Source organism: Rhodococcus sp. WS3 (assembly GCF_003797085.1).
Taxonomy (GTDB): domain Bacteria; phylum Actinomycetota; class Actinomycetes; order Mycobacteriales; family Mycobacteriaceae; genus Rhodococcus_F; species Rhodococcus_F globerula.
In genome coordinates, this window is record NZ_RKMA01000002.1 from 1,428,421 (window position 1) to 1,446,890 (window position 18,470).

Here is an 18,470-nt window from a genome sequence, read left to right on the forward strand (position 1 = left end):
CGGAGCACTCGCAACCGGGAGGACACACGTGACCGAGAACAGCGCGCACGGACTTTCACTCGAGGACAAGGCTTCCTTGACCTCGGGATCGGATTTCTGGCACAGCCAGGCTGTCGCCGGAATTCCGTCGATACTGCTGACCGACGGCCCGCACGGCGTTCGCAAACAACCGGAGGGCGGTGACGCACTCGGGCTCGGTCAGAGCATCCCGGCCACGTGTTTCCCGCCGGCCGTCGGACTCGGTTCGTCCTGGAATCTCGACCTCATCCGCCGCGTCGGCGAAGCGCTGGGCGACGAAGCCAAAGCCGAGCAGGTCTCGGTCCTTCTCGGCCCCGGTATCAACATCAAACGATCCCCCTTGTGCGGGCGGAACTTCGAGTACGTCTCCGAGGATCCCTTCGTATCCGGCCGCGTGGCTGCCGCACTGATCATCGGTATTCAGTCCCGCGGCGTCGGTACGTCGCTCAAGCATTTTGCCGCCAACAACCAAGAACACGACCGCATGCGAGTCAGCGCCGATATCGACGAGCGAACCCTGCGGGAGATCTACCTCGCTGGATTCGAGTACGCGGTCACCACGGCAGCGCCCACCACGGTGATGTGCTCGTACAACAAGATCAACGGCGTCTACGCGAGCCAGAACCAGTGGCTGCTCACCGAAGTTCTGCGCCAACAGTGGGGATTCGACGGCCTTGTCGTCTCCGATTGGGGAGCCGTGAACGACCGGGTTGCGGCGATTGCCGCCGGCCTGGATTTGGAGATGCCGCCCTCGGGCACCGACGGACAGATCGTCGACGCCGTACACAGCGGCGACCTCGACGAATCCGTCGTGACCACAGCTGCCGAGCGGGTGGCGACGCTGGTCGACCGTACCGCAGGCGCTCGGATCGAGGGCCACACCTACGACGCTGCGAATCACCATGAACTCGCCCGGACCGCTGCCGCCGAATCCGCGGTCCTCCTCGAAAACGACGGTGAGATCCTCCCCCTGACCCCGGGAGGGCAGACCGTCGCAGTCATCGGCGAGTTCGCTTGCAGTCCGCGGTACCAGGGCGCCGGCAGTTCGCAGGTAGTACCGACCACCCTCGACAATGCGCTGGACGCAATCCTGGCCATCGCGGGTTCCGACCGCGTGACCTTCGCTCCGGGATTCACCTTCGACGGCACCCCGGACAGCGACAAAGTCACCGAAGCCGTCGACGCTGCCCGCAGGTCCGACGTGGCCGTCCTCTTCCTCGGCCTCCCGTCAGCCACCGAATCCGAGGGGTTCGACCGCTCGGACATCGACTTGCCCGCCGACCAGATCGCCCTGCTGAAAGCAGTGCACAGCGCCAATCCGAACACCGTCGTGGTCTTGTCCAACGGTGGCGTCGTCTCGATCAACCCGTGGCGCATGTACGCCGCCGCCATCCTCGAAGGATGGCTTCTCGGCCAGGCAGGCGGGTCGGCGATCGCCACCATCCTGTTCGGTCTGGTCAACCCGTCCGGCCACCTCACCGAGACGATTCCCCTTCGGCTGCAAGACAACCCGTCATACCTTCATTTCCCGGGATCTGCGCAACACGTCCGATACGGGGAAGGTTTGTATGTGGGATACCGCTACTACGACTCCGTCGACCACGACGTTGCCTACCCCTTCGGCTTCGGGCGAAGCTACACCACCTTTGCCGTCACCGACACCGCAATCACCACTGGAGAAAATTCTGCCGAGATCACGGTGACCGTGCTCAACACAGGTGATCGAGCCGGCAGCACGGTTGTCCAGGTATACGTCCACGACGCGGGCTCTGCCGTCGACCGCCCTACCCAAGAGCTGAAGGGCTTTGCCAAAGTCCACCTCGAAGCCGGGCAATCGACAACCACGACGATCACACTCGACCCGCGCGCATTTTCCTACTGGTCCGCCAAGGACCAGGACTGGGCCGTCGAAGCCGGTGACTACGACGTTCGCGTCGGCTTCTCCTCGCGCGACATTGCAACCACGGACAGGATCACCCTGCCGGGAAACATCGGACCTCGCCCGCTGAACGCCATGTCGACCATCGCCGAGTGGTTCGCACATCCGGTCGGAGGCCCAGTTCTCGGCGCCGCGATGGCCGCTGCCGCCACCGAAGATTCCCCGCCGATAGCGCCCGAACTGATGGCCATGGCCGGTTCCATGCCGCTCGGCAAACTCGCGGCCTTCGGCCTCGGCATCACGCAGGAGCAGGTAGCCGAACTGGTTGCGGCCACACAGCGGCCTCAGCCATAGCTCTCTGAACTGGGGTTTCGATAACCAACCGAAACGTAGCTAGATTTTTATGAACTATTTGGTTAATAATCTTGTGTAGTCGGTGTGGTGTCAGTTACATTCTGTGTATCGCTCTCCGCACAAACGTTCAAAGTACGAACAAGTACGCCGAACACCACGTCGCGGATGTAGAGCCCTCCACTTTCGCTTCCACCAGGAGATGAGCATGTCAGCTAGCACGGTCACACCGTCGGGACCTGAGGCAGGGCACTTGCCCACAACAGACACCACCAAGGTCAAACGCGCCGCTACGTCGTCGTTCCTCGGCAGCATGCTCGAGTACTACGACTTCTACATCTACGCATCAGCCGCCGCGCTCATCTTCCCGACGGTGTTCTTCCCCGACAGCGGGCACGCGGCACTGCTCTCCCTCGCGACATTCGGAGTTGCCTATATCGCGCGTCCCGTCGGCGCCGTGGTTCTCGGACACTTCGGCGACCGCGTCGGCCGCAAGAAGATCATGCTGCTGACACTCATCATGATGGGCGCGGCCACCTTCTTCATCGGATGCATCCCGAGCGCCGACTCGATCGGAGTGTTCGCGCCGATACTGCTCGTCCTGATGCGCATCGCCCAGGGCATCTCCGCGGCCGGCGAGCAGAGTGGCGCGAGCTCACTCACTCTCGAACACGCACCGGAAGGCCGACGCGCCTTCTTCTGCAGCTGGACGCTCAACGGCACTCAAGCCGGATTCATCCTCGCCAGCCTGGTATTCCTCCCCATCGCGGCGCTGCCCGACGACATTCTCTACACCTGGGGTTGGCGAATCCCGTTCTGGGGCAGCCTGATCGTTCTCATTGCCGCCTACATCATGCGACTCAAGCTCGAAGAGCCCGAAGAGTTCATCGAGCAGCAAGAATCCAAGGCCGTTGCGAAGCTCCCCGTCGCCGACCTGCTTCGCACACACAGCGCAAATCTGGTCCGCGTCATCTGCTGCGCCTTCATCGCCGTCGTGTCGACCATCTTCTCCGTGTTCGGTCTTGCCTTCGCTACCACTGAAGAAGTGGGAATCCCCAAGTCCACGATGCTGTGGGTTGCCATTGCCGCAAACGCTGTCGCACTGATCAGCCAGCCTGCCTGGGCGATATTGTCCGACCGAATCGGCCGTCGACCGCTCTTCGTCGGTGGCGCACTGGGCAGCGCGGTCTTCATCTACGTCTACTTCGGTGCGATCGCCAGTGGAAACGTTCCGCTCATCTTCCTTGCGGCAATCGGCTTGATGTCCGTCTTCTACGCGGCACCCAACGCCATCTGGCCGTCGTTCTACTCCGAGATGTTCAACACCAAGGTCCGCTACTCGGGTATCGCAATCGGAACCCAGGTCGGATTTGCGCTCGCCGGCTTTGCACCCGCCATCGGCAACGCTCTGATGGGCGGCGACAAGACACACTGGATGCCCGTCGCAATTCTTACCTCGGTCGCCTGCGTCATCTGTGCGATCTCAGCCTTCACCGCCAAGGAAACCTTCCGTACCCCACTCAAGGAACTCGGCAACCCGATCTAGTCGAACACCCCACAAACAACTGTGGCCCGGCATCTCGCGAGAGATGCCGGGCCACAGTTGTTTTGACGTTAAGCCTGTTTTGACGTTAAGCCGTCTTATCGCGGCGTTCGCCGCGCTCCGGCTTACGCGGGACGATAGTCGGCAGAACGTTGTCGATGACGGTCTCGGCGGTCACCACAACCTTCTCGACGTCGTCGCGACTGGGGATGTCGTACATCACGGGGAGAAGAACTTCTTCCATGATGGCGCGCAGTCCACGGGCACCGGTGCCACGGAGGATGGCCTGATCGGCAATCGCGTCGAGGGCTTCCTCGGTGAACTCGAGTTCCACGCCGTCCATGTCGAACAGTCGACGGTACTGCTTCACCAGAGCATTCTTGGGCTCGGACAGAATCTGGACGAGCGACGCCTTGTCGAGATTGGTGACCGACGCGATCATCGGCAAACGGCCGATGAACTCGGGAATCAGACCGAACTTGATCAGATCCTCGGGCATGACCTCGGCAAAACGATCGACTGTGTCGAGTTCTGCCTTGGAGCGAACCTCGGCACCAAAGCCGATACCACGCTTGCCCACCCGATCGGACACGATGCGCTCGAGGCCGGCAAACGCACCGGCGACGATGAACAGCACGTTCGTGGTGTCGATCTGGATGAATTCCTGATGCGGATGCTTACGTCCACCCTGCGGCGGAACGCTGGCCTGCGTGCCTTCGAGAATCTTGAGCAGAGCCTGCTGAACACCCTCACCGGAGACGTCCCGGGTGATCGAGGGGTTCTCGCTCTTGCGAGCGATCTTGTCGACCTCGTCGATGTAGATGATGCCGGTCTCGGCGCGCTTGACGTCGTAATCCGCAGCCTGAATCAGCTTGAGCAGAATGTTCTCGACGTCTTCACCGACGTAACCCGCCTCGGTCAGGGCCGTTGCGTCCGCAATCGCGAACGGAACGTTGAGCATCTTCGCCAAGGTCTGCGCGAGATACGTCTTACCGCAGCCGGTGGGACCGAGCATCAAGATGTTGGATTTTGCGAGTTCGACGGTTTCGCCGCGGGCATCGCGGCCCTTGTCGCCGGCTTGAATACGCTTGTAGTGGTTGTACACAGCCACTGCGAGCGTCCGCTTGGCGGAGTCCTGACCGATGACGTAGTTCTCGAGGAAATCGCGGATCTCCGCGGGCTTCGGCAGCTCGTCGAGTTTGACCTCACTCGACTCGGCCAGTTCTTCCTCGATGATCTCGTTGCAGAGGTCGATGCACTCGTCGCAGATGTACACCCCGGGTCCTGCAATGAGTTTCTTGACCTGCTTCTGGCTCTTACCGCAGAAAGAACACTTGAGCAGATCCCCGCCGTCGCCGATGCGTGCCATCTCGTGAGGTCCCTACTTCCTTCGTGTACGTGCACTCGCCAGAACGCAGATCCAGAACCAGCCCGTGATGTGACGGTACCCGTTGTTCCGAACCACGGTCGACCTGTTGTCGGCGATTCGTCGACGGATTATCAAGAATATTGTCGGGGAAATAGTTCAGGCATGTCTTCCACCTGGTACTTCCCGACCGATCCGCCTCGCATCGCGCACCGAATTTCGGTGGTCGACACGAGGCGGAAAACGACTACTTCTGTGCGCTGAGCTTCCGGTACGCCAGAACGTCGTCGATGATGCCGTATTCCTTGGCCTGCTCGGCCGTGAGGATCTTGTCACGATCGGTGTCGACGCGGATCGTCTGCGGATCCTTGCCGGTGTGCAGAGCCAACGTGTTCTCCATGAGACGACGCATACGCTCGATCTCGGCTGCCTGGATCTCCAGATCGGAAACCTGGCCCTGGATACCGCCGGTGGCCGGCTGGTGAATCAGGATGCGCGAGTTGGGGAGCGCAAAACGCTTACCCGGCGTACCGCCGGCGAGCAGAACAGCAGCAGCCGACGCGGCCTGGCCGAGGCAGACGGTGGAGATGTCTGCACGCACGTACTGCATCGTGTCGTAGATCGCCATCAGCGCGGTGAACGAACCACCGGGCGAATTGATGTACATCGTGATGTCGCGGTCCGGATCCTGCGATTCCAGAACCAACAGCTGTGCCATGAGGTCGTTCGCGGACACGTCGTCGACCTGCGAGCCGAGGAAGATGATGCGCTCCTCGAAAAGCTTGTTGTACGGGTCGGACGTCTTGACGCCGTAGCTGGTCTGCTCCGTGAACTGGGGCAGGATGTAGCGCGACTGCGGGCCCGACGGCGCCTGGCCGCCCAGCGAGTTAGCTCCGAAAAGGTTTGTCATCAGTTCTCCAAAGTATGAATTGGGCAGCAATAGGACGGATCAACCGACTCAGTTGCCGGTGCCGCCGGCCTGATTCGCACGAGAGACGACATGGTCGACGAAGCCGTACTCGAGGGCTTCCTTCGCCGTGAACCAACGGTCACGGTCCGAGTCAGCGGTGATCTGCTCGACCGTCTGACCGGTGTGCTGAGCGATCAGCTCGGCCATTTCACGCTTGGTGTGCTTGAACTGCTCGGCCATGATGGCGATGTCGCTGGCGCTACCACCGATACCGGCGGACGGCTGGTGCATCATGATGCGGGCGTGCGGTAGGGCGTAACGCTTGCCCTTGGTGCCTGCGGAGAGCAGGAACTGCCCCATCGACGCGGCGAGACCCATGCCGAACGTCGCGATGTCGCACTCCGCGAACTGCATGGTGTCGAAAATCGCCATACCGGCGGTGACGGATCCACCAGGCGAGTTGATGTAGAGCGAGATGTCTCGCGTCGGGTCCTCGGCCGAGAGAAGCAGGATCTGCGCGCACAGCTTGTTTGCGATGTCGTCGTCGACCTGGGTACCGAGGAAAATAATGCGCTCACGGAGCAAGCGCTCGTATACCGAGTCGCTGAGGTTCAACCCAGCGGTGGCTGAAGTCATGGCGGGACTCTGCAAAGTCTCCAGGTGATTGGAAGTCACGGTACCTGCCTTCTATGTGGATCTTCTTTGCCAAATACGAATTGCTGACACAGACACTAACCAAGTAGGGCGGCACCGGAGTCCCGGTGCCGCCCTACTTCGCTCAAAGCGGAAAACTCATTGCAGCCGATCGCGGTGAAAACACCCGATAACCTGCTTTTTTACTTGTCTTCGCTCTCGGCAGAATCAGACGCCTCTGCGTCCTCGTCAGCCTTGCCGTTACCGAAAAGCTCAGCGGTGTCGACAGCAGCGCCGCTGCTGTCGGTGACGCCGGCAGCCTCGACGACGGCTGCGAGAGCCTTGCCGCGACGGACATCGGCGAACATCGCACCAAGCTGGTTGGCCTGCTGGATCTGCTGGATGAACTGCTCAGGAGCCATGCCGTAACGCTGCGCCTGGAACAGGATGCGCTCGGTGAGCTCGTCCTGGCCGACCGTGACGTCGTTGGCGTCCGCGATGGAGTCGAGCAGGAGCTGCGTCTTGACGGAGCGCTCAGCGGCCTCCAACGTGTCCTTGTCGAACTCTTCGCGGCTGCTGCCCTGCTCTTCGAGAGCCTTGTTCAGAGCCTCTTCGTCGTGATCGAGACCGTGAACGGCGTCGTGCAGCGCAGCGTCGACCTCAGCCTTGACGATGGCCTCGGGCAACGGAACCTCGACCGTCTCGAGCAGCTGCTCGAGAACCTTGTCGCGGATCTGGCCGGCCTGCTCGACCTTGCGGACGCGTCCGACGCGCTCGCGGAGGTCTGCCTTCAGTTCGTCGAGGGTGTCGAACTCGCTGGCGAGCTGAGCGAACTCGTCGTCCTCGTCCGGAAGCTCGCGCTCCTTGACCGTCTGAACGGTCACGGTGACAACGGCTTCCTTGCCTGCGAATTCACCGGCGACCAGAGTCGACGTGAAGTCCTTGGACTCCCCCGCCTTCAGGCCGATGATGGCTTCGTCGAGGCCCTCGATGAGCTGGCCCGAACCGACCTCGTGTGACAGTCCGCTGGCGGTAGCCTCGGCAACGTTCTCGCCGTCGACGGTGGCCGACAGGTCGATGGAGACGAAGTCGCCGTCCTCGACTGCGCGGTCGACGCCCGTGAGGGTGCCGAAACGCTGACGCAGCGAGAGCAGCTGCTCTTCGATGGCCTCATCGGTGATCTCGATCGGATCGACCGTGACGTTGATGGAGCTGAAATCGGGGAGTTCGATCTCGGGGCGCACGTCGACCTCGGCAGCGAATTCGAGGACGTCGCCGTCTTCGAGCTTCGTGACCTCGATCTCGGGCTGGCCGAGTGCCTTGACGCCGGCGCTGGTGACAGCCTCGGAGTAACGCGACGGCAGAGCGTCGTTGATGACCTGCTCGAGCACAGCGGCGCGACCGACGCGTGCCTCGAGGAGGCGGGCCGGGGCCTTGCCCGGACGGAAGCCTGGGAGACGAATCTGCTGCGCGAGGGCCTTGTAGGCCTTGTCGAAATCAGGCTTGAGTTCCGCGAAGGGCACCTCAACGTTGATACGGACTCGCGTCGGGCTGAGCTGCTCGACGGTGCTCTTCACGAAACTTCGCTCCTTCGTCTGGTCTTGCTCATAACTGGCTTACTGCAGGTTTTCGGTCTTGCTCGTGTGGTCTTGCACGACACTCCACTCCTGCGTGTGCAGTAGTGGAGTCTCGTATACGTACTTGTCGGGATGACAGGATTTGAACCTGCGACCCTCCGCTCCCAAAGCGGATGCGCTACCAAGCTGCGCTACATCCCGTTACTCACAAACATGCTTCTTACGAACACGCTCGCGAAAACAGCCGCGTACTTGCCGACTGCGCCAAACCTTATCGCGCTCACTACTCTCTCACGAACCCGCCCACCATTTGTACACGGATAGCCGTAAGCACGTGCAGCCTGCATCCGGCTCGAAACTCCGGCCGCACCGGCGCCACCGAGCCTCGACCACACACCCTCGCCGGAGATTCCCCTGGTGAGAACGCTTTCGACCCCCCGATTATGAAATCCGCGCCCGCATTGGGTACAGTTTCGAATCGCAGACGACGAACACGGCGATCCCGAGTTCGCGTGTGCACGGGGATGTAGCTCAATGGTAGAGCCTCAGTCTTCCAAACTGATCACGCGGGTTCGATTCCCGTCATCCCCTCCATCGGAGGGAAACTTCCACAAAGATCCGCATCGGCCTCGCCGGTGCGGATTTTTTGTTGCAGCGATCCGTATCCTGGAGTTGTCCGGATCGATACTGCTCGGAGGCCACCCGTGACCACGATTCTTCTCATTCTCGTCGTTCTGGCTGTTGTCGTGTTCCTGGTCATGAAGAGCCAGCAACGCGGTTCCACCCACAGCGCGACACAACTCGACGACGCCAAAGCTGATGCCAGGCAGGCAATCGAGCGTCTCGGTGGCCAGGTGTACAACCTCACCGGCACCGACGAACCGTCACGGCAAGCACTCGCCGACGCAGCCGAGCGCTACACAGCGGCGGGCTCGCAGATCGATCAGGCAGCTACCCCGGTTCAAGCGCGTCTCGCGAAACAGACTGCGCTGGAAGGGCTTTACTACATTCGCGCGGCACGAGTCGCCATGGGAATGGATCCAGGTCCTGACGTTCCCACCATCGACGGCCAGAAAGCCGCCGGCGCGGTGACCGAGTCCCGCGAGGTCGAGTTCGAGGGCCGCAAGGTCGCGGCATCGCCTACCCCGTCGTCGCGTACCCCCAACTACTACCCCGGCGGTCGCGTCGCCGGCCGGCCCGTTCCGGCCGGTTGGTACTCCGAGCCGTGGTGGAAGCCCGCCCTCGTCGCAGGCGCCTGGGGCCTGGGTTCGATGATGCTGTTCTCGACCATGTTCTCCGGGATGGCCGGAGTTCCTTACGGCGCAGAGGCTTTCGCAGCGGGCGGTGATCCTAACGCAGATCAAGGCGCAGATGCAGGTGATCAAAGCCAAGGCGACGCCGGCGATCAGAGCTACGACCAAGGCGACCAGGGCTACGACTCAGGTGACAGCGGATTCGGCGACAGTGGATTCGGCGACGGCGGCGGGATGGACTTCGGCGGCATGGACTTCTAGACCGCAGGGTCGTCTACACAGCCTGACACACCGGGCACCAGAACAGGTTTCGTGCCTTCATGACGGAATGAAGGACCGGTGACCCGCAGACCCGGCAGGGTGATCCCGCGCGCCGGTAGACGTAGGTGCGCGGACGATCCTTGGCGTAGGCCGGATCGCCGTTGTCGTGTTCGGCCCGCACGACGTGCATTTTTCCGCGTCGCACGCCGACCTTCATGAGTTCGACGAGGTCCGCCCACATGGCAGTCCATTCGTCGTAGCTGACGAGGTTGCCGGGGCGTTCGGGGTTGATGCCGTGACGAAACAGCAATTCGGCGCGGTAGACGTTGCCGACCCCGGCCAGCACTGCCTGGTCCATGAGCAGTGCGCCGATTGCCTTCTTGGACTTCGAGATTCGCGCCCACGCCTGCTGCGGGTCCGCGTCGCGGCGCAGTGGATCGGGGCCGAGCCTGGCTTCGACAGCGGCTACTTGCGGCGGCAGCAAGACTTCACAGGCGGTGGGACCACGAAGGTCGGTGCCGAAGCCGGCACCGACCATTCGCATCCGGACCTGCCCCACCGGTTCTTCCATCGGGAGGGCACTGTCGGTGAACTTTCCGTACAAACCGAGGTGTACGTGGACGATCAGACCGTTGTCGTACGTGTGCCACAGGTGTTTGCCCCAGGCATCCGACGACGTGAGTACATGCCCGTCCACCAGAGCCGCGTCCGTGGCAAATCGCCCCTGCGGGCTGAGTACGCGCACTGGTGAACCGACAAACTTCTTTGCATGCAACCGTGCCAGTCGATGCAGGGTATGACCTTCTGGCACGGGACTACTTCTCGATCAGGCCTGCGGCAATGCCGGTGCGACGCCGGTCTTCTCGTACTCCGAGAGGATGTCGATGCGGCGCTGGTGACGCTCTTCGCCTGACCACTCGGTGGCAAGGAAGGCGTCGACGATGGCAAGCGATTCCTCGAGGGAATGCATGCGTCCACCGATGCCGATGAGCTGTGCCTTGTTGTGCTCGCGGGCCAGCTTGGCGGTTTCGACGCTCCACGCCAGAGCGCACCTGGCGCCGGGAACCTTGTTCGCGGCGATCTGCTCGCCGTTGCCGCTTCCGCCGAGGACGATGCCCAGGCTTCCCTCGTCGGCGACTACCCGCTTGGCTGCCTCGATGCAGAATGCAGGGTAGTCGTCCACGGCGTCGTACTCGTGAGCACCACAGTCGATGGCCTCGTGGCCATTGGCTGTGAGATGTTCGATGATCTCGTTCTTACGTTCGAATCCGGCATGGTCGGCACCCAGGTATACGCGCATGGGGACAATTCTCTCAGGCTCATCCCCCGGCGCGCACCCGGCCCTCACACTGCTGGACTCAGTCGAACTGGGGGTCTTCGTTGCGCGTGCGCTTGAGTTCGAAGAAGTGCGGGTAGCTCGCCAGCGCAACTGCGCCGTCCCACACTCGTCCTGCGTCCTCGCCGCGCGGGATGCGCGAGAGAACCGGGCCGAAGAAGGCAACGCCGTTGACGTGGATGGTGGGAGTTCCGACGTCGGGGCCAACCGCGTCCATGCCGTGATGATGGCTCTCACGCAGGGCTTCGTCGTACTCGGTCGACTCGGCTGCGTCGGCAAGTTCAGCCGGGAGTCCGACCTCGTCGAGTGAACGCTTGATGACGTCGGCAAAGTCCTTGTTGCCTTCGTTGTGGATCTTGGTTCCCATGGCCGTGTACAGCGGCAGCAGGATGTCGTCGCCCTTCAGCTTCGCAGCGGCGATTGCGACGCGCACCGGTCCCCATGCCTTGGTCATCATCTCGCGGTACTCCTCGGGCAGGTCACGTCCTTCGTTGAGGACGGCCAGGCTCATGACGTGGAATTTCGCGTCGATGTTGCGCACCTGCTGCGCTTCGAGGATCCATCGCGAGGTGATCCAGCACCACGGGCACAGAGGATCGAACCAGAAATCAGCTCGGTCGGCACTCTTGTTCTCGACTGCACTCACGTAAACAACTCCCTATCGGTCACGATCCTAGCGGGAACGAAAAATTGCGTACCCCGCCATGGCAACAATCATCCCCCACCAATCCTTCCCACATACTCCCGAACCACCTTCTCTCACCAGTAATGTCGAAAGAACACGAGTGCGAAGGAGTGGTTCAACCATGAGCGCAAATCGGAGATTCGTCATCATCGGCGGCGGCTTGGCCGGAGCAAAAACTGCGGAGGCCCTGCGAGAGCGGGATTTCGACGGAGACATCGTCCTTCTGAGCGAAGAGGACCATCTGCCGTACGAGCGTCCACCGCTGTCCAAGGAGTTCTTTGCGGGCAAGAAGACCCTCCCGGAATTCACGGTCCACGACGGTGAATGGTTCCGCGATCAGCGCGTGGACCTGCGGCCCGGAACAACCGCAACCGCTTTCGACCCCGTTGCGCACACCGTGACTCTCCCCGACGGTTCCACGCTCTCGTACGACAAACTGGCGCTCGCCACCGGTTCGCGTTCTCGGCGACTCGACATTCCAGGGGCGGACGCCGACGGCGTGCACTACATCCGCACCATCGACCAGGCGTCGGCGCTGCTGAAGGCTCTGTCCGCGGACAAGAAACTGGTTGTGGTGGGCGCCGGCTGGATCGGCCTGGAAATCGCCGCGTCCGCGCGCGGATTCGGTGTCGAGGTGACGATCCTCGAGCATGCGAGCCTTCCCCTCGAAGCAACGCTGGGGCCGGAGATGGGCGAAGTGTTTGCGGCACTGCACCGCGCGAACGGCGTTGACCTACGAACGAGCACCGACGTGAAGTCCATCGCGGTGACAGACGGAGTTGCTTCCGGCGTCACCCTGGCCGACGGCAGCGTAGTTCCCGCCGACGCCGTCCTGATCGCTGTGGGCGCTCTCCCCAACACCGAGTTGGCCACGGCCGCCGGTATCGAGGTCGACGGCGGAGTCCTCGTCGACGCGGGTCTGCAGAGCAGCGACCCAGACGTCGTGGCGATCGGCGATATCGCGGCGGCGACGCACCCGATCCTGAACGCGCGAATCCGGGTGGAGCACTGGGCAAATGCTCTCAACCAACCGGCGACAGCCGCGGACACCATGCTCGGCAAACCGGCCGAGTACGTGCGGATGCCGTATTTCTTCACCGACCAGTACGACCTCGGAATGGAGTACGTCGGGCACGCTCCGCATGGCAGCTACGTCTCCGTGGTCACCCGCGGTGACGTCGACAACCGCGAGTTCCTGGCCTTCTGGCTCGACGGCGACAACAAGGTTCTGGCGGGAATGAACGTCAACATCTGGGATGCCGGTGACGCAATCAAGGAGTTGGTGGCGTCGAGTGCACCGGTGGATCCGAAGCGCCTGGCAGATCCCTCGGTTCCATTGACGGAGGCGTCCGCGATCACGAAGTAGTCCCCGCCGTGATGGGATGGACTCATAAAGATCCACACCATCGACGAGGAGATCTTCGTGGCCGCACCGAACCTGACACGCGAGACGGCAGCCGAACGGTCAGCGCTGCTGACCGTCGACAACTACCTGATCGAACTCGATCTCACCGACGGCAGTGATGCCCCTGGTGAGGAGACGTTCTTCTCCAAGACCACCGTGACCTTCTCGGCCACCGCCGGCTCGAGCAGTTTCATCGACATCATCGCTGCCCGAGTTCATTCCGCAGTGCTCAACGGCACCCCGATCGATATTTCCGACTACGACGAGGCCACCGGAATAGCCTTGACGGACCTCGCCGCGAGCAACGAACTGGTGGTCGAGGCCGACTGTGTGTACTCGCACACCGGAGAGGGTCTGCACCGCTTCGTCGACCCGACGGACAGCGCCGTGTACCTGTACTCGCAGTTCGAGACCGCCGACGCCAAGCGCATGTTCGCGTGTTTCGATCAGCCGAATCTCAAGGCGACGTTCGATGTCCGTGTCACTGCGCCGACCTCGTGGAAGGTCATCTCCAACTCCGCCGTCGTAGAGTCCCTGGCCGCCGATCCCGGCAAGCATGTCTTCCGCACAACACCGAAGATGAGCACGTACCTCGTTGCGCTCATCGCCGGCCCGTACGCCGTGTGGACCGACAACTACTCCGACGAGCACGGCAACATCCCCCTCGGAATCTTCTGCCGCGCCTCACTTGCCGAGTTCATGGACGAAGAGCGCCTGTTCACCGAAACCAAGCAGGGCTTCGATTTCTACCACCGCAACTTCGGTGTGCCGTATGCCTTCGGGAAGTACGACCAGTTGTTCGTCCCGGAGTTCAACGCAGGCGCGATGGAGAACGCGGGAGCGGTGACGTTCCTGGAGGACTACGTCTTCCGGTCCAAGGTCACTCGCTACTCGTACGAGCGTCGTTCCGAAACCGTGCTTCACGAAATGGCCCACATGTGGTTCGGCGACCTCGTCACCATGACGTGGTGGGACGACCTGTGGCTCAACGAATCCTTTGCGACTTTCGCGTCTGTGCTCTGCCAGACCGAGGCCACCGAGTACAAGAACGCCTGGACAACCTTTGCCAACGTCGAGAAGTCGTGGGCTTACCGTCAGGACCAGTTGCCGTCCACCCACCCCATCGCCGCCGACATCCCGGACCTGGCAGCAGTCGAGGTCAACTTCGACGGCATCACGTATGCCAAGGGCGCCAGCGTTCTCAAGCAATTGGTGGCCTACGTCGGCCTCGACCCCTTCCTCGCGGGACTGCGGGAGTACTTCCGTGAGCACGCATTTGGCAACGCCACCTTCGACGACCTCCTCGGCGCTCTCGAAAAGTCCTCCGGCCGCGACCTTTCCGACTGGGGAACCCAGTGGCTCAAGACCACCGGCCTCAACATCCTGCGCCCCGACTTCGACGTCGACGCAGACGGAAAGTTCACCCGTTTTGCCGTGTTGCAGGACGGCGCTGCCCCCGGTGCCGGTGAGCGACGCGTTCATCGCATCGCGGTCGGCATCTACGACGACGTCGACGGCAAGCTCGTGCGGAGCCGCCGCGTCGAACTCGATCTCGACGCCGCCGAAACCACCGATGTTCCTGAGCTTCTCGGAGTTCATCGCGGTCAATTGATTCTGCTCAACGACGACGACCTGACGTACTGCTCGGTGCGACTCGATCCGCAGTCCCTCTCGACGGCAATCGACCGCGTAGGCGACATCGCCGAATCACTCCCCCGCACTCTGGTCTGGTCCGCAGCGTGGGAGATGACTCGTCAGGCCGAACTCAAGGCCCGCGATTTTGTCGCTCTGGTTCAGCGCGGCATCAGCGCCGAAACCGAGGTCGGTGTGGTTCAACGCCTCCTGCTCCAAGCACAGACCGCCATCGGAAGCTACGCCGATCCGGTCTGGGCCTCGGCCGAAGGTTGGGCGGACTTCGCCAACCGGCTTCTCGAACTTGCCCGCGAAGCCGAGGCCGGTTCCGATCACCAACTCGCATTTGTCAACGCGCTCACCGGAGTTGCACTCTCCCCGTGGCACACCGAGGTCCTGAACGAATTGCTCGACGCCGACCCCGCGACCGTCGGTCTCGACGGTCTGGTTGTCGACACCGATCTGCGGTGGCGCATTGTCGGAGCTCTAGCCGCGGCAGGCGAGGTGGATGCCGAGGGGCTGGAGACCCCGTTCATCGACGCCGAGGCCTTGCGCGACCCGACTGCTGCAGGTGCCAGGCAGGCCGCTGCCGCAGCTGCCGGTCGACCGCAAGCTGCGGTGAAGGAGCAGGTGTGGGCAAAGGTGGTCGGCGACGATTCGGTGCCCAACATCACGGCGCGGTCCATCATCGGTGGTTTCGCCCGCGAAGGACAGGACGATCTCCTCGAACCGTTTGTCTCGCGCTATTTCGACGACATCGCCGGCGTGTGGGAACGCCGCTCGAGTGAGGTGGCGCAGACCGTCGTCGTCGGTCTGTACCCGTCGTGGTCGGTCAGTGAAGAGTCCGTCGCAGCGGCTGATCGTTTCCTCGAGGGCGACATTGCTCCCGCGCTGCGTCGCCTTGTCGTAGAGGGCCAGGCCGGTGTAGTTCGATCGCTCACCGCCCGAAAGTTCGACGCAAGCTGATACAAAAGGCCGGTGCCCGCCTCGAGGAAATCGAGGCGGGCACCGGCCTTACTGCAAGGACTGCGAACTACGGCGCAGAGGAACTACGGCGCAGAGATTGCTGCTGCCATGACACGGATTCCGCTGATCAGTCCGTCGATCAGGTTTCCTTCACTGATGGAGCTCACCGCTGCGGTTGCGCCGAGCTGCGCAACGCGGTCGGTGACCCGATCGGCAACGACGCGGCCACTGCGGACCTCGACGACACGCTGGTTGGGCGATACGGCGATGAGAACCGAACGCTCCGCCTCAGGTGTGGTCGGGAACAGTGCGTCGGCACCGGCTGCCGGGTCTGCGCCCAGGTCGCCGACGTACGCATTGAAACGCACCTTGGTGGAACGGGTGGCCTCGGTCAGCGCGACGTCGAGGGCTACCAGGTCCTTGGTCGTGAACGGAAGGTCGTCAACGAACGGCTCTCCCACACGATGCACGCCGGAGATACGGCCACTGGTCGTGATGACGCTGCCAACGGGCAGGTTTTCGGGCGCTACTGCGACCGCTGTCGAATGATCACCACTTGCCACTTGCGGTTCCTCCAATCAGATCAGCCGAGCCGGCTTCGATCGCGTGTGCGCTGCCGTGGTGACCGCCGCGAACGGTCACTTCGTCGACAGCACTCCACAGGATGGGGGCGTGATCCCACGACTCACCCAGATGGAACGCCGGCGGAACCGGACCCGGCGTCTTCTTCCCGAGGAAGGACGCACCCGCGAAGAAGGCGGTGATCAGGGCCGGGATCCCAACGTATATCAGTACTACCTCGAGAATGCTCACACCAGATAACGTAGCCCAGAACGCCAGGAAGGACAGCGTCAGGGCCACAAATTATCGAGCAATTTGTTCCGGGCAGTTCGAGTCAGGCGGCACCGACACCGAGATACGGCACCCACGACGGGTGCAGTTCCTTGGTTGCGGCCAACAATCGCCAGTGCGGACCGGAGGGCGGAACCAATTCCGCGCGCAGTGTCCACCCCAGTTCGCTGAGCATCTTGTCGGCTTTGCGGTGGTTGCACGGCGCGCAGCACGCCACACAGTTCTCCCATGAATGCCCGCCGCCGCGACTGCGCGGTACCACGTGATCGATGGTCTCGGCCTTTGCGCCGCAGTACGCACATCGGAAATGGTCACGATGCATCAGTGCCGCGCGGGTCATGGGAATACGGGCGCGGTACGGGACGCGCACATAAGTTCGTAGGCGAATGACCGATGGCACCTGCACCGACCAGTCCGCAGAGTGGACTATGGGTCCGAATTCGTCTTCGTGAACCGTGTCGGCTTTACCGCAGGCCATCAAGACCACGGCCCGTCGTGCCGGCAGGGCCGTCAGCGGTTCGTAGGTGACATTGAGTAGTAGCACTCGGCGTTTGATCCACTCGGGGACCACGTGATCCGTGGCGAACTCGGTGGTCTGACCGAATCCGTCAGGAACAACTTCCAGAACAGCCCCTGACGCGTGCTCATGCCGCGCGTCTGCGCGAGCGATGGCACCACGGCCGCCAGCGGGCTGAAGTTGTCGGTGATTTCGTGCAGCGTGTCGGTTCTTCATACGACCTCCGGGAGACTGCCCCCAAGTTGACCACGGATATTCCGGTTACGCACTCCCATTTCGCACAAAATTGCTCGGATTGCCGGTGAATTTCGGGTGAACGGACCTCCGGTCGACCCGGAAACCGACCACGTCCGCCATCAGGCACAATGGAACACGCCATGAATGACGTACAGCAGACCTTCTACGACGCCGTCGGCGGAGCCGAGACGTTTCACAAGCTCACCGCGCGGTTTTACGAGGAAGTCGCGAAGGACGAGGTTGTTCGCCCGCTGTATCCGGAAGAGGATCTCGGTCCAGCCGAGCGCCGCATGCGGATGTTTCTCGAGCAGTACTGGGGCGGCCCGCACACCTACTCCGACGAGCGCGGACACCCTCGCTTGCGGATGCGGCACAATCCGTTCGTGATCGGCCCGATCGAGCGGGACGCGTGGCTACGCTGCATGCACGTTGCGATCGCGTCCATCGACGAGAAGACCTTGGACGCCGCACATCGCCAACAGTTGATCGATTACATGGAGATGGCTGCAGCGTCCATGGTCAATTCCGCCATCTGAACCACTAGCGTCTGACCATTCGTCCGAGCTTGCGGACAGCCCGAACACCGAACGACACGCTCGGGTGCAGCGGCACGCTCAGAATCGCGTGTTTGCGGACGTAATCCTCGACGTGCCATTCCGACCAACTGCCGGCGCGGAAGAGCGCGGCGTCACCGACAGACAGAGTGCGCTTCTCGACCCCCGCGGACTCGACCGTCACCGATCCTTCGAGGATCTGAACGATCTCGTCGGCGCTGAAGTACCACCGGAACCGCCCTTTGGTGCAGTCCCACACGTGCGTTGTCGTGGTGCCGTCCTTGCTGGCAGACCATTGCGCGGCGCGGGCGACCGGATCCCCGGAAATGATCCAGTCCGCGTTGATCGGATCGTCGTTCAACGGAAGTTGGTCCAGACTCACTGCTTCGATTGCCGACAAACTCATGATTTTCCCCCCTCGAGAAATCGGTAGCGCAAAGATTGCCGACGGCAGAGTCTTCGCTCCTGGAAAGTACACCAAGGTGAGGTAAAGAA

General features: G+C 62.3%; 17 protein-coding genes and 2 tRNA genes. 7 read left to right on the plus strand and 12 right to left on the minus strand.

Annotated features, from left to right (window positions below; translation table 11 throughout):
• Positions 1 to 28: 28 nt before the first annotated feature.
• Together EEB13_RS20645 and EEB13_RS20650 are read left to right on the plus strand one after the other, a co-directional pair.
• A complete protein-coding gene (locus EEB13_RS20645; RefSeq protein ID WP_141486143.1) occupies positions 29 to 2,251 on the plus strand; it encodes a glycoside hydrolase family 3 C-terminal domain-containing protein in 2,223 nt (740 codons plus the stop codon).
• 205 nt (positions 2,252 to 2,456) lie between these two features.
• The gene (locus EEB13_RS20650; RefSeq protein WP_033232862.1) at positions 2,457 to 3,794 is read left to right on the plus strand and encodes an MFS transporter; all 1,338 of its coding nucleotides are present in this window, start codon (positions 2,457 to 2,459) and stop codon (positions 3,792 to 3,794) included.
• 85 nt (positions 3,795 to 3,879) lie between these two features.
• Here the strand turns inward: EEB13_RS20650 and clpX are convergent, their stop codons facing one another.
• The 5 genes from clpX to EEB13_RS20675 all read right to left on the minus strand — a co-directional run bounded on the left by clpX (position 3,880) and on the right by EEB13_RS20675 (position 8,478).
• The gene (gene clpX, locus EEB13_RS20655) at positions 3,880 to 5,160 is read right to left on the minus strand and encodes an ATP-dependent Clp protease ATP-binding subunit ClpX (protein WP_033232860.1); all 1,281 of its coding nucleotides are present in this window, start codon (positions 5,158 to 5,160) and stop codon (positions 3,880 to 3,882) included.
• A gap of 244 nt (positions 5,161 to 5,404) precedes the next feature.
• Positions 5,405 to 6,067 carry an ATP-dependent Clp protease proteolytic subunit gene (locus EEB13_RS20660; protein WP_033232858.1) on the minus strand — a complete coding sequence of 221 codons (663 nt, stop codon included), beginning with the start codon at positions 6,065 to 6,067 and terminating at the stop codon, positions 5,405 to 5,407.
• Between the two features lie 48 nt (positions 6,068 to 6,115).
• A complete protein-coding gene (locus tag EEB13_RS20665) occupies positions 6,116 to 6,703 on the minus strand; it encodes an ATP-dependent Clp protease proteolytic subunit (protein WP_007730960.1) in 588 nt (195 codons plus the stop codon).
• A gap of 200 nt (positions 6,704 to 6,903) precedes the next feature.
• Positions 6,904 to 8,277 carry a trigger factor gene (tig, locus tag EEB13_RS20670; protein ID WP_033232854.1) on the minus strand — a complete coding sequence of 458 codons (1,374 nt, stop codon included), beginning with the start codon at positions 8,275 to 8,277 and terminating at the stop codon, positions 6,904 to 6,906.
• Between the two features lie 127 nt (positions 8,278 to 8,404).
• Positions 8,405 to 8,478: transfer RNA gene (locus tag EEB13_RS20675), tRNA-Pro, on the minus strand.
• Positions 8,479 to 8,797: 319 nt separating this feature from the next.
• Between EEB13_RS20675 and EEB13_RS20680 the strand changes: the two genes are divergently transcribed.
• Positions 8,798 to 8,871: transfer RNA gene (locus EEB13_RS20680), tRNA-Gly, on the plus strand.
• Positions 8,872 to 9,035: 164 nt separating this feature from the next.
• Positions 9,036 to 9,791: a DUF1542 domain-containing protein gene (locus tag EEB13_RS20685; protein WP_141486214.1), complete on the plus strand. Its 756-nt coding sequence runs from the start codon at positions 9,036 to 9,038 to the stop codon at positions 9,789 to 9,791.
• A gap of 13 nt (positions 9,792 to 9,804) precedes the next feature.
• Here the strand turns inward: EEB13_RS20685 and EEB13_RS20690 are convergent, their stop codons facing one another.
• Genes EEB13_RS20690 through EEB13_RS20700 form a run of 3 tightly spaced genes read right to left on the minus strand, consistent with a single transcriptional unit; the run spans position 9,805 to position 11,773 of the window.
• Positions 9,805 to 10,602, minus strand: a complete 798-nt coding sequence (locus EEB13_RS20690; protein WP_141486144.1) for an Fpg/Nei family DNA glycosylase — start codon at positions 10,600 to 10,602, stop codon at positions 9,805 to 9,807.
• Between the two features lie 15 nt (positions 10,603 to 10,617).
• Positions 10,618 to 11,091 carry a ribose-5-phosphate isomerase gene (locus EEB13_RS20695; RefSeq protein ID WP_033232848.1) on the minus strand — a complete coding sequence of 158 codons (474 nt, stop codon included), beginning with the start codon at positions 11,089 to 11,091 and terminating at the stop codon, positions 10,618 to 10,620.
• 58 nt (positions 11,092 to 11,149) lie between these two features.
• A complete protein-coding gene (locus tag EEB13_RS20700; protein WP_033232846.1) occupies positions 11,150 to 11,773 on the minus strand; it encodes a DsbA family protein in 624 nt (207 codons plus the stop codon).
• Positions 11,774 to 11,933: 160 nt separating this feature from the next.
• Between EEB13_RS20700 and EEB13_RS20705 the strand changes: the two genes are divergently transcribed.
• Both EEB13_RS20705 and pepN read left to right on the plus strand, forming a co-directional pair.
• The gene (locus EEB13_RS20705) at positions 11,934 to 13,178 is read left to right on the plus strand and encodes an NAD(P)/FAD-dependent oxidoreductase (protein WP_141486145.1); all 1,245 of its coding nucleotides are present in this window, start codon (positions 11,934 to 11,936) and stop codon (positions 13,176 to 13,178) included.
• A 57-nt stretch (positions 13,179 to 13,235) separates the two neighbouring features.
• Positions 13,236 to 15,815 (plus strand): aminopeptidase N, encoded by a 2,580-nt coding sequence (gene pepN, locus EEB13_RS20710; protein WP_141486146.1) that lies wholly within the window; start codon positions 13,236 to 13,238, stop codon positions 15,813 to 15,815.
• Positions 15,816 to 15,898: 83 nt separating this feature from the next.
• On the opposite strand, the gene EEB13_RS20715 is transcribed toward pepN, so the two are convergent.
• The 3 genes from EEB13_RS20715 to EEB13_RS20725 all read right to left on the minus strand — a co-directional run bounded on the left by EEB13_RS20715 (position 15,899) and on the right by EEB13_RS20725 (position 17,400).
• On the minus strand, positions 15,899 to 16,378 hold the full coding sequence (locus EEB13_RS20715) for a DUF5130 family protein (RefSeq protein ID WP_033232840.1): 480 nt from the start codon (positions 16,376 to 16,378) through the stop codon (positions 15,899 to 15,901).
• Entirely contained in the window at positions 16,365 to 16,628 is a 264-nt protein-coding gene (locus EEB13_RS20720; protein ID WP_033233164.1) for a hypothetical protein, read from the minus strand. The genes EEB13_RS20715 and EEB13_RS20720 overlap by 14 nt, the downstream gene beginning before the upstream one ends.
• A gap of 82 nt (positions 16,629 to 16,710) precedes the next feature.
• Positions 16,711 to 17,400, minus strand: coding sequence for an HNH endonuclease (locus tag EEB13_RS20725; protein WP_172936716.1), 690 nt, complete (start codon positions 17,398 to 17,400; stop codon positions 16,711 to 16,713).
• Between the two features lie 161 nt (positions 17,401 to 17,561).
• Here EEB13_RS20725 and EEB13_RS20730 point away from each other — a divergent pair, with 161 nt between their 5' ends.
• The gene (locus tag EEB13_RS20730; RefSeq protein WP_033233162.1) at positions 17,562 to 17,957 is read left to right on the plus strand and encodes a globin; all 396 of its coding nucleotides are present in this window, start codon (positions 17,562 to 17,564) and stop codon (positions 17,955 to 17,957) included.
• 4 nt (positions 17,958 to 17,961) lie between these two features.
• Here EEB13_RS20730 and EEB13_RS20735 read toward each other — a convergent pair whose 3' ends face one another.
• Positions 17,962 to 18,381 (minus strand): cupin domain-containing protein, encoded by a 420-nt coding sequence (locus EEB13_RS20735; protein WP_033232838.1) that lies wholly within the window; start codon positions 18,379 to 18,381, stop codon positions 17,962 to 17,964.
• Between the last annotated feature and the right edge of the window lie 89 nt (positions 18,382 to 18,470).

What these genes read in the sequence shown, in the direction of transcription:
- clpX (WP_033232860.1), bottom strand. Translation starts at nt 5,160, where the DNA reads ATGGCACGCATCGGCGACGGCGGGGATCTGCTCAAGTGTTCTTTCTGC.
- EEB13_RS20665 (WP_007730960.1), bottom strand. Translation starts at nt 6,703, where the DNA reads ATGACTTCAGCCACCGCTGGGTTGAACCTCAGCGACTCGGTATACGAG.
- EEB13_RS20735 (WP_033232838.1), bottom strand. Translation starts at nt 18,381, where the DNA reads ATGAGTTTGTCGGCAATCGAAGCAGTGAGTCTGGACCAACTTCCGTTG.
- EEB13_RS20685 (WP_141486214.1), top strand. Translation starts at nt 9,036, where the DNA reads ATGAAGAGCCAGCAACGCGGTTCCACCCACAGCGCGACACAACTCGAC.
- EEB13_RS20725 (WP_172936716.1), bottom strand. Translation starts at nt 17,400, where the DNA reads ATGAAGAACCGACACGCTGCACGAAATCACCGACAACTTCAGCCCGCT.
- EEB13_RS20695 (WP_033232848.1), bottom strand. Translation starts at nt 11,091, where the DNA reads ATGCGCGTATACCTGGGTGCCGACCATGCCGGATTCGAACGTAAGAAC.
- EEB13_RS20730 (WP_033233162.1), top strand. Translation starts at nt 17,562, where the DNA reads ATGAATGACGTACAGCAGACCTTCTACGACGCCGTCGGCGGAGCCGAG.
- EEB13_RS20650 (WP_033232862.1), top strand. Translation starts at nt 2,457, where the DNA reads ATGTCAGCTAGCACGGTCACACCGTCGGGACCTGAGGCAGGGCACTTG.
- EEB13_RS20705 (WP_141486145.1), top strand. Translation starts at nt 11,934, where the DNA reads ATGAGCGCAAATCGGAGATTCGTCATCATCGGCGGCGGCTTGGCCGGA.
- EEB13_RS20660 (WP_033232858.1), bottom strand. Translation starts at nt 6,067, where the DNA reads ATGACAAACCTTTTCGGAGCTAACTCGCTGGGCGGCCAGGCGCCGTCG.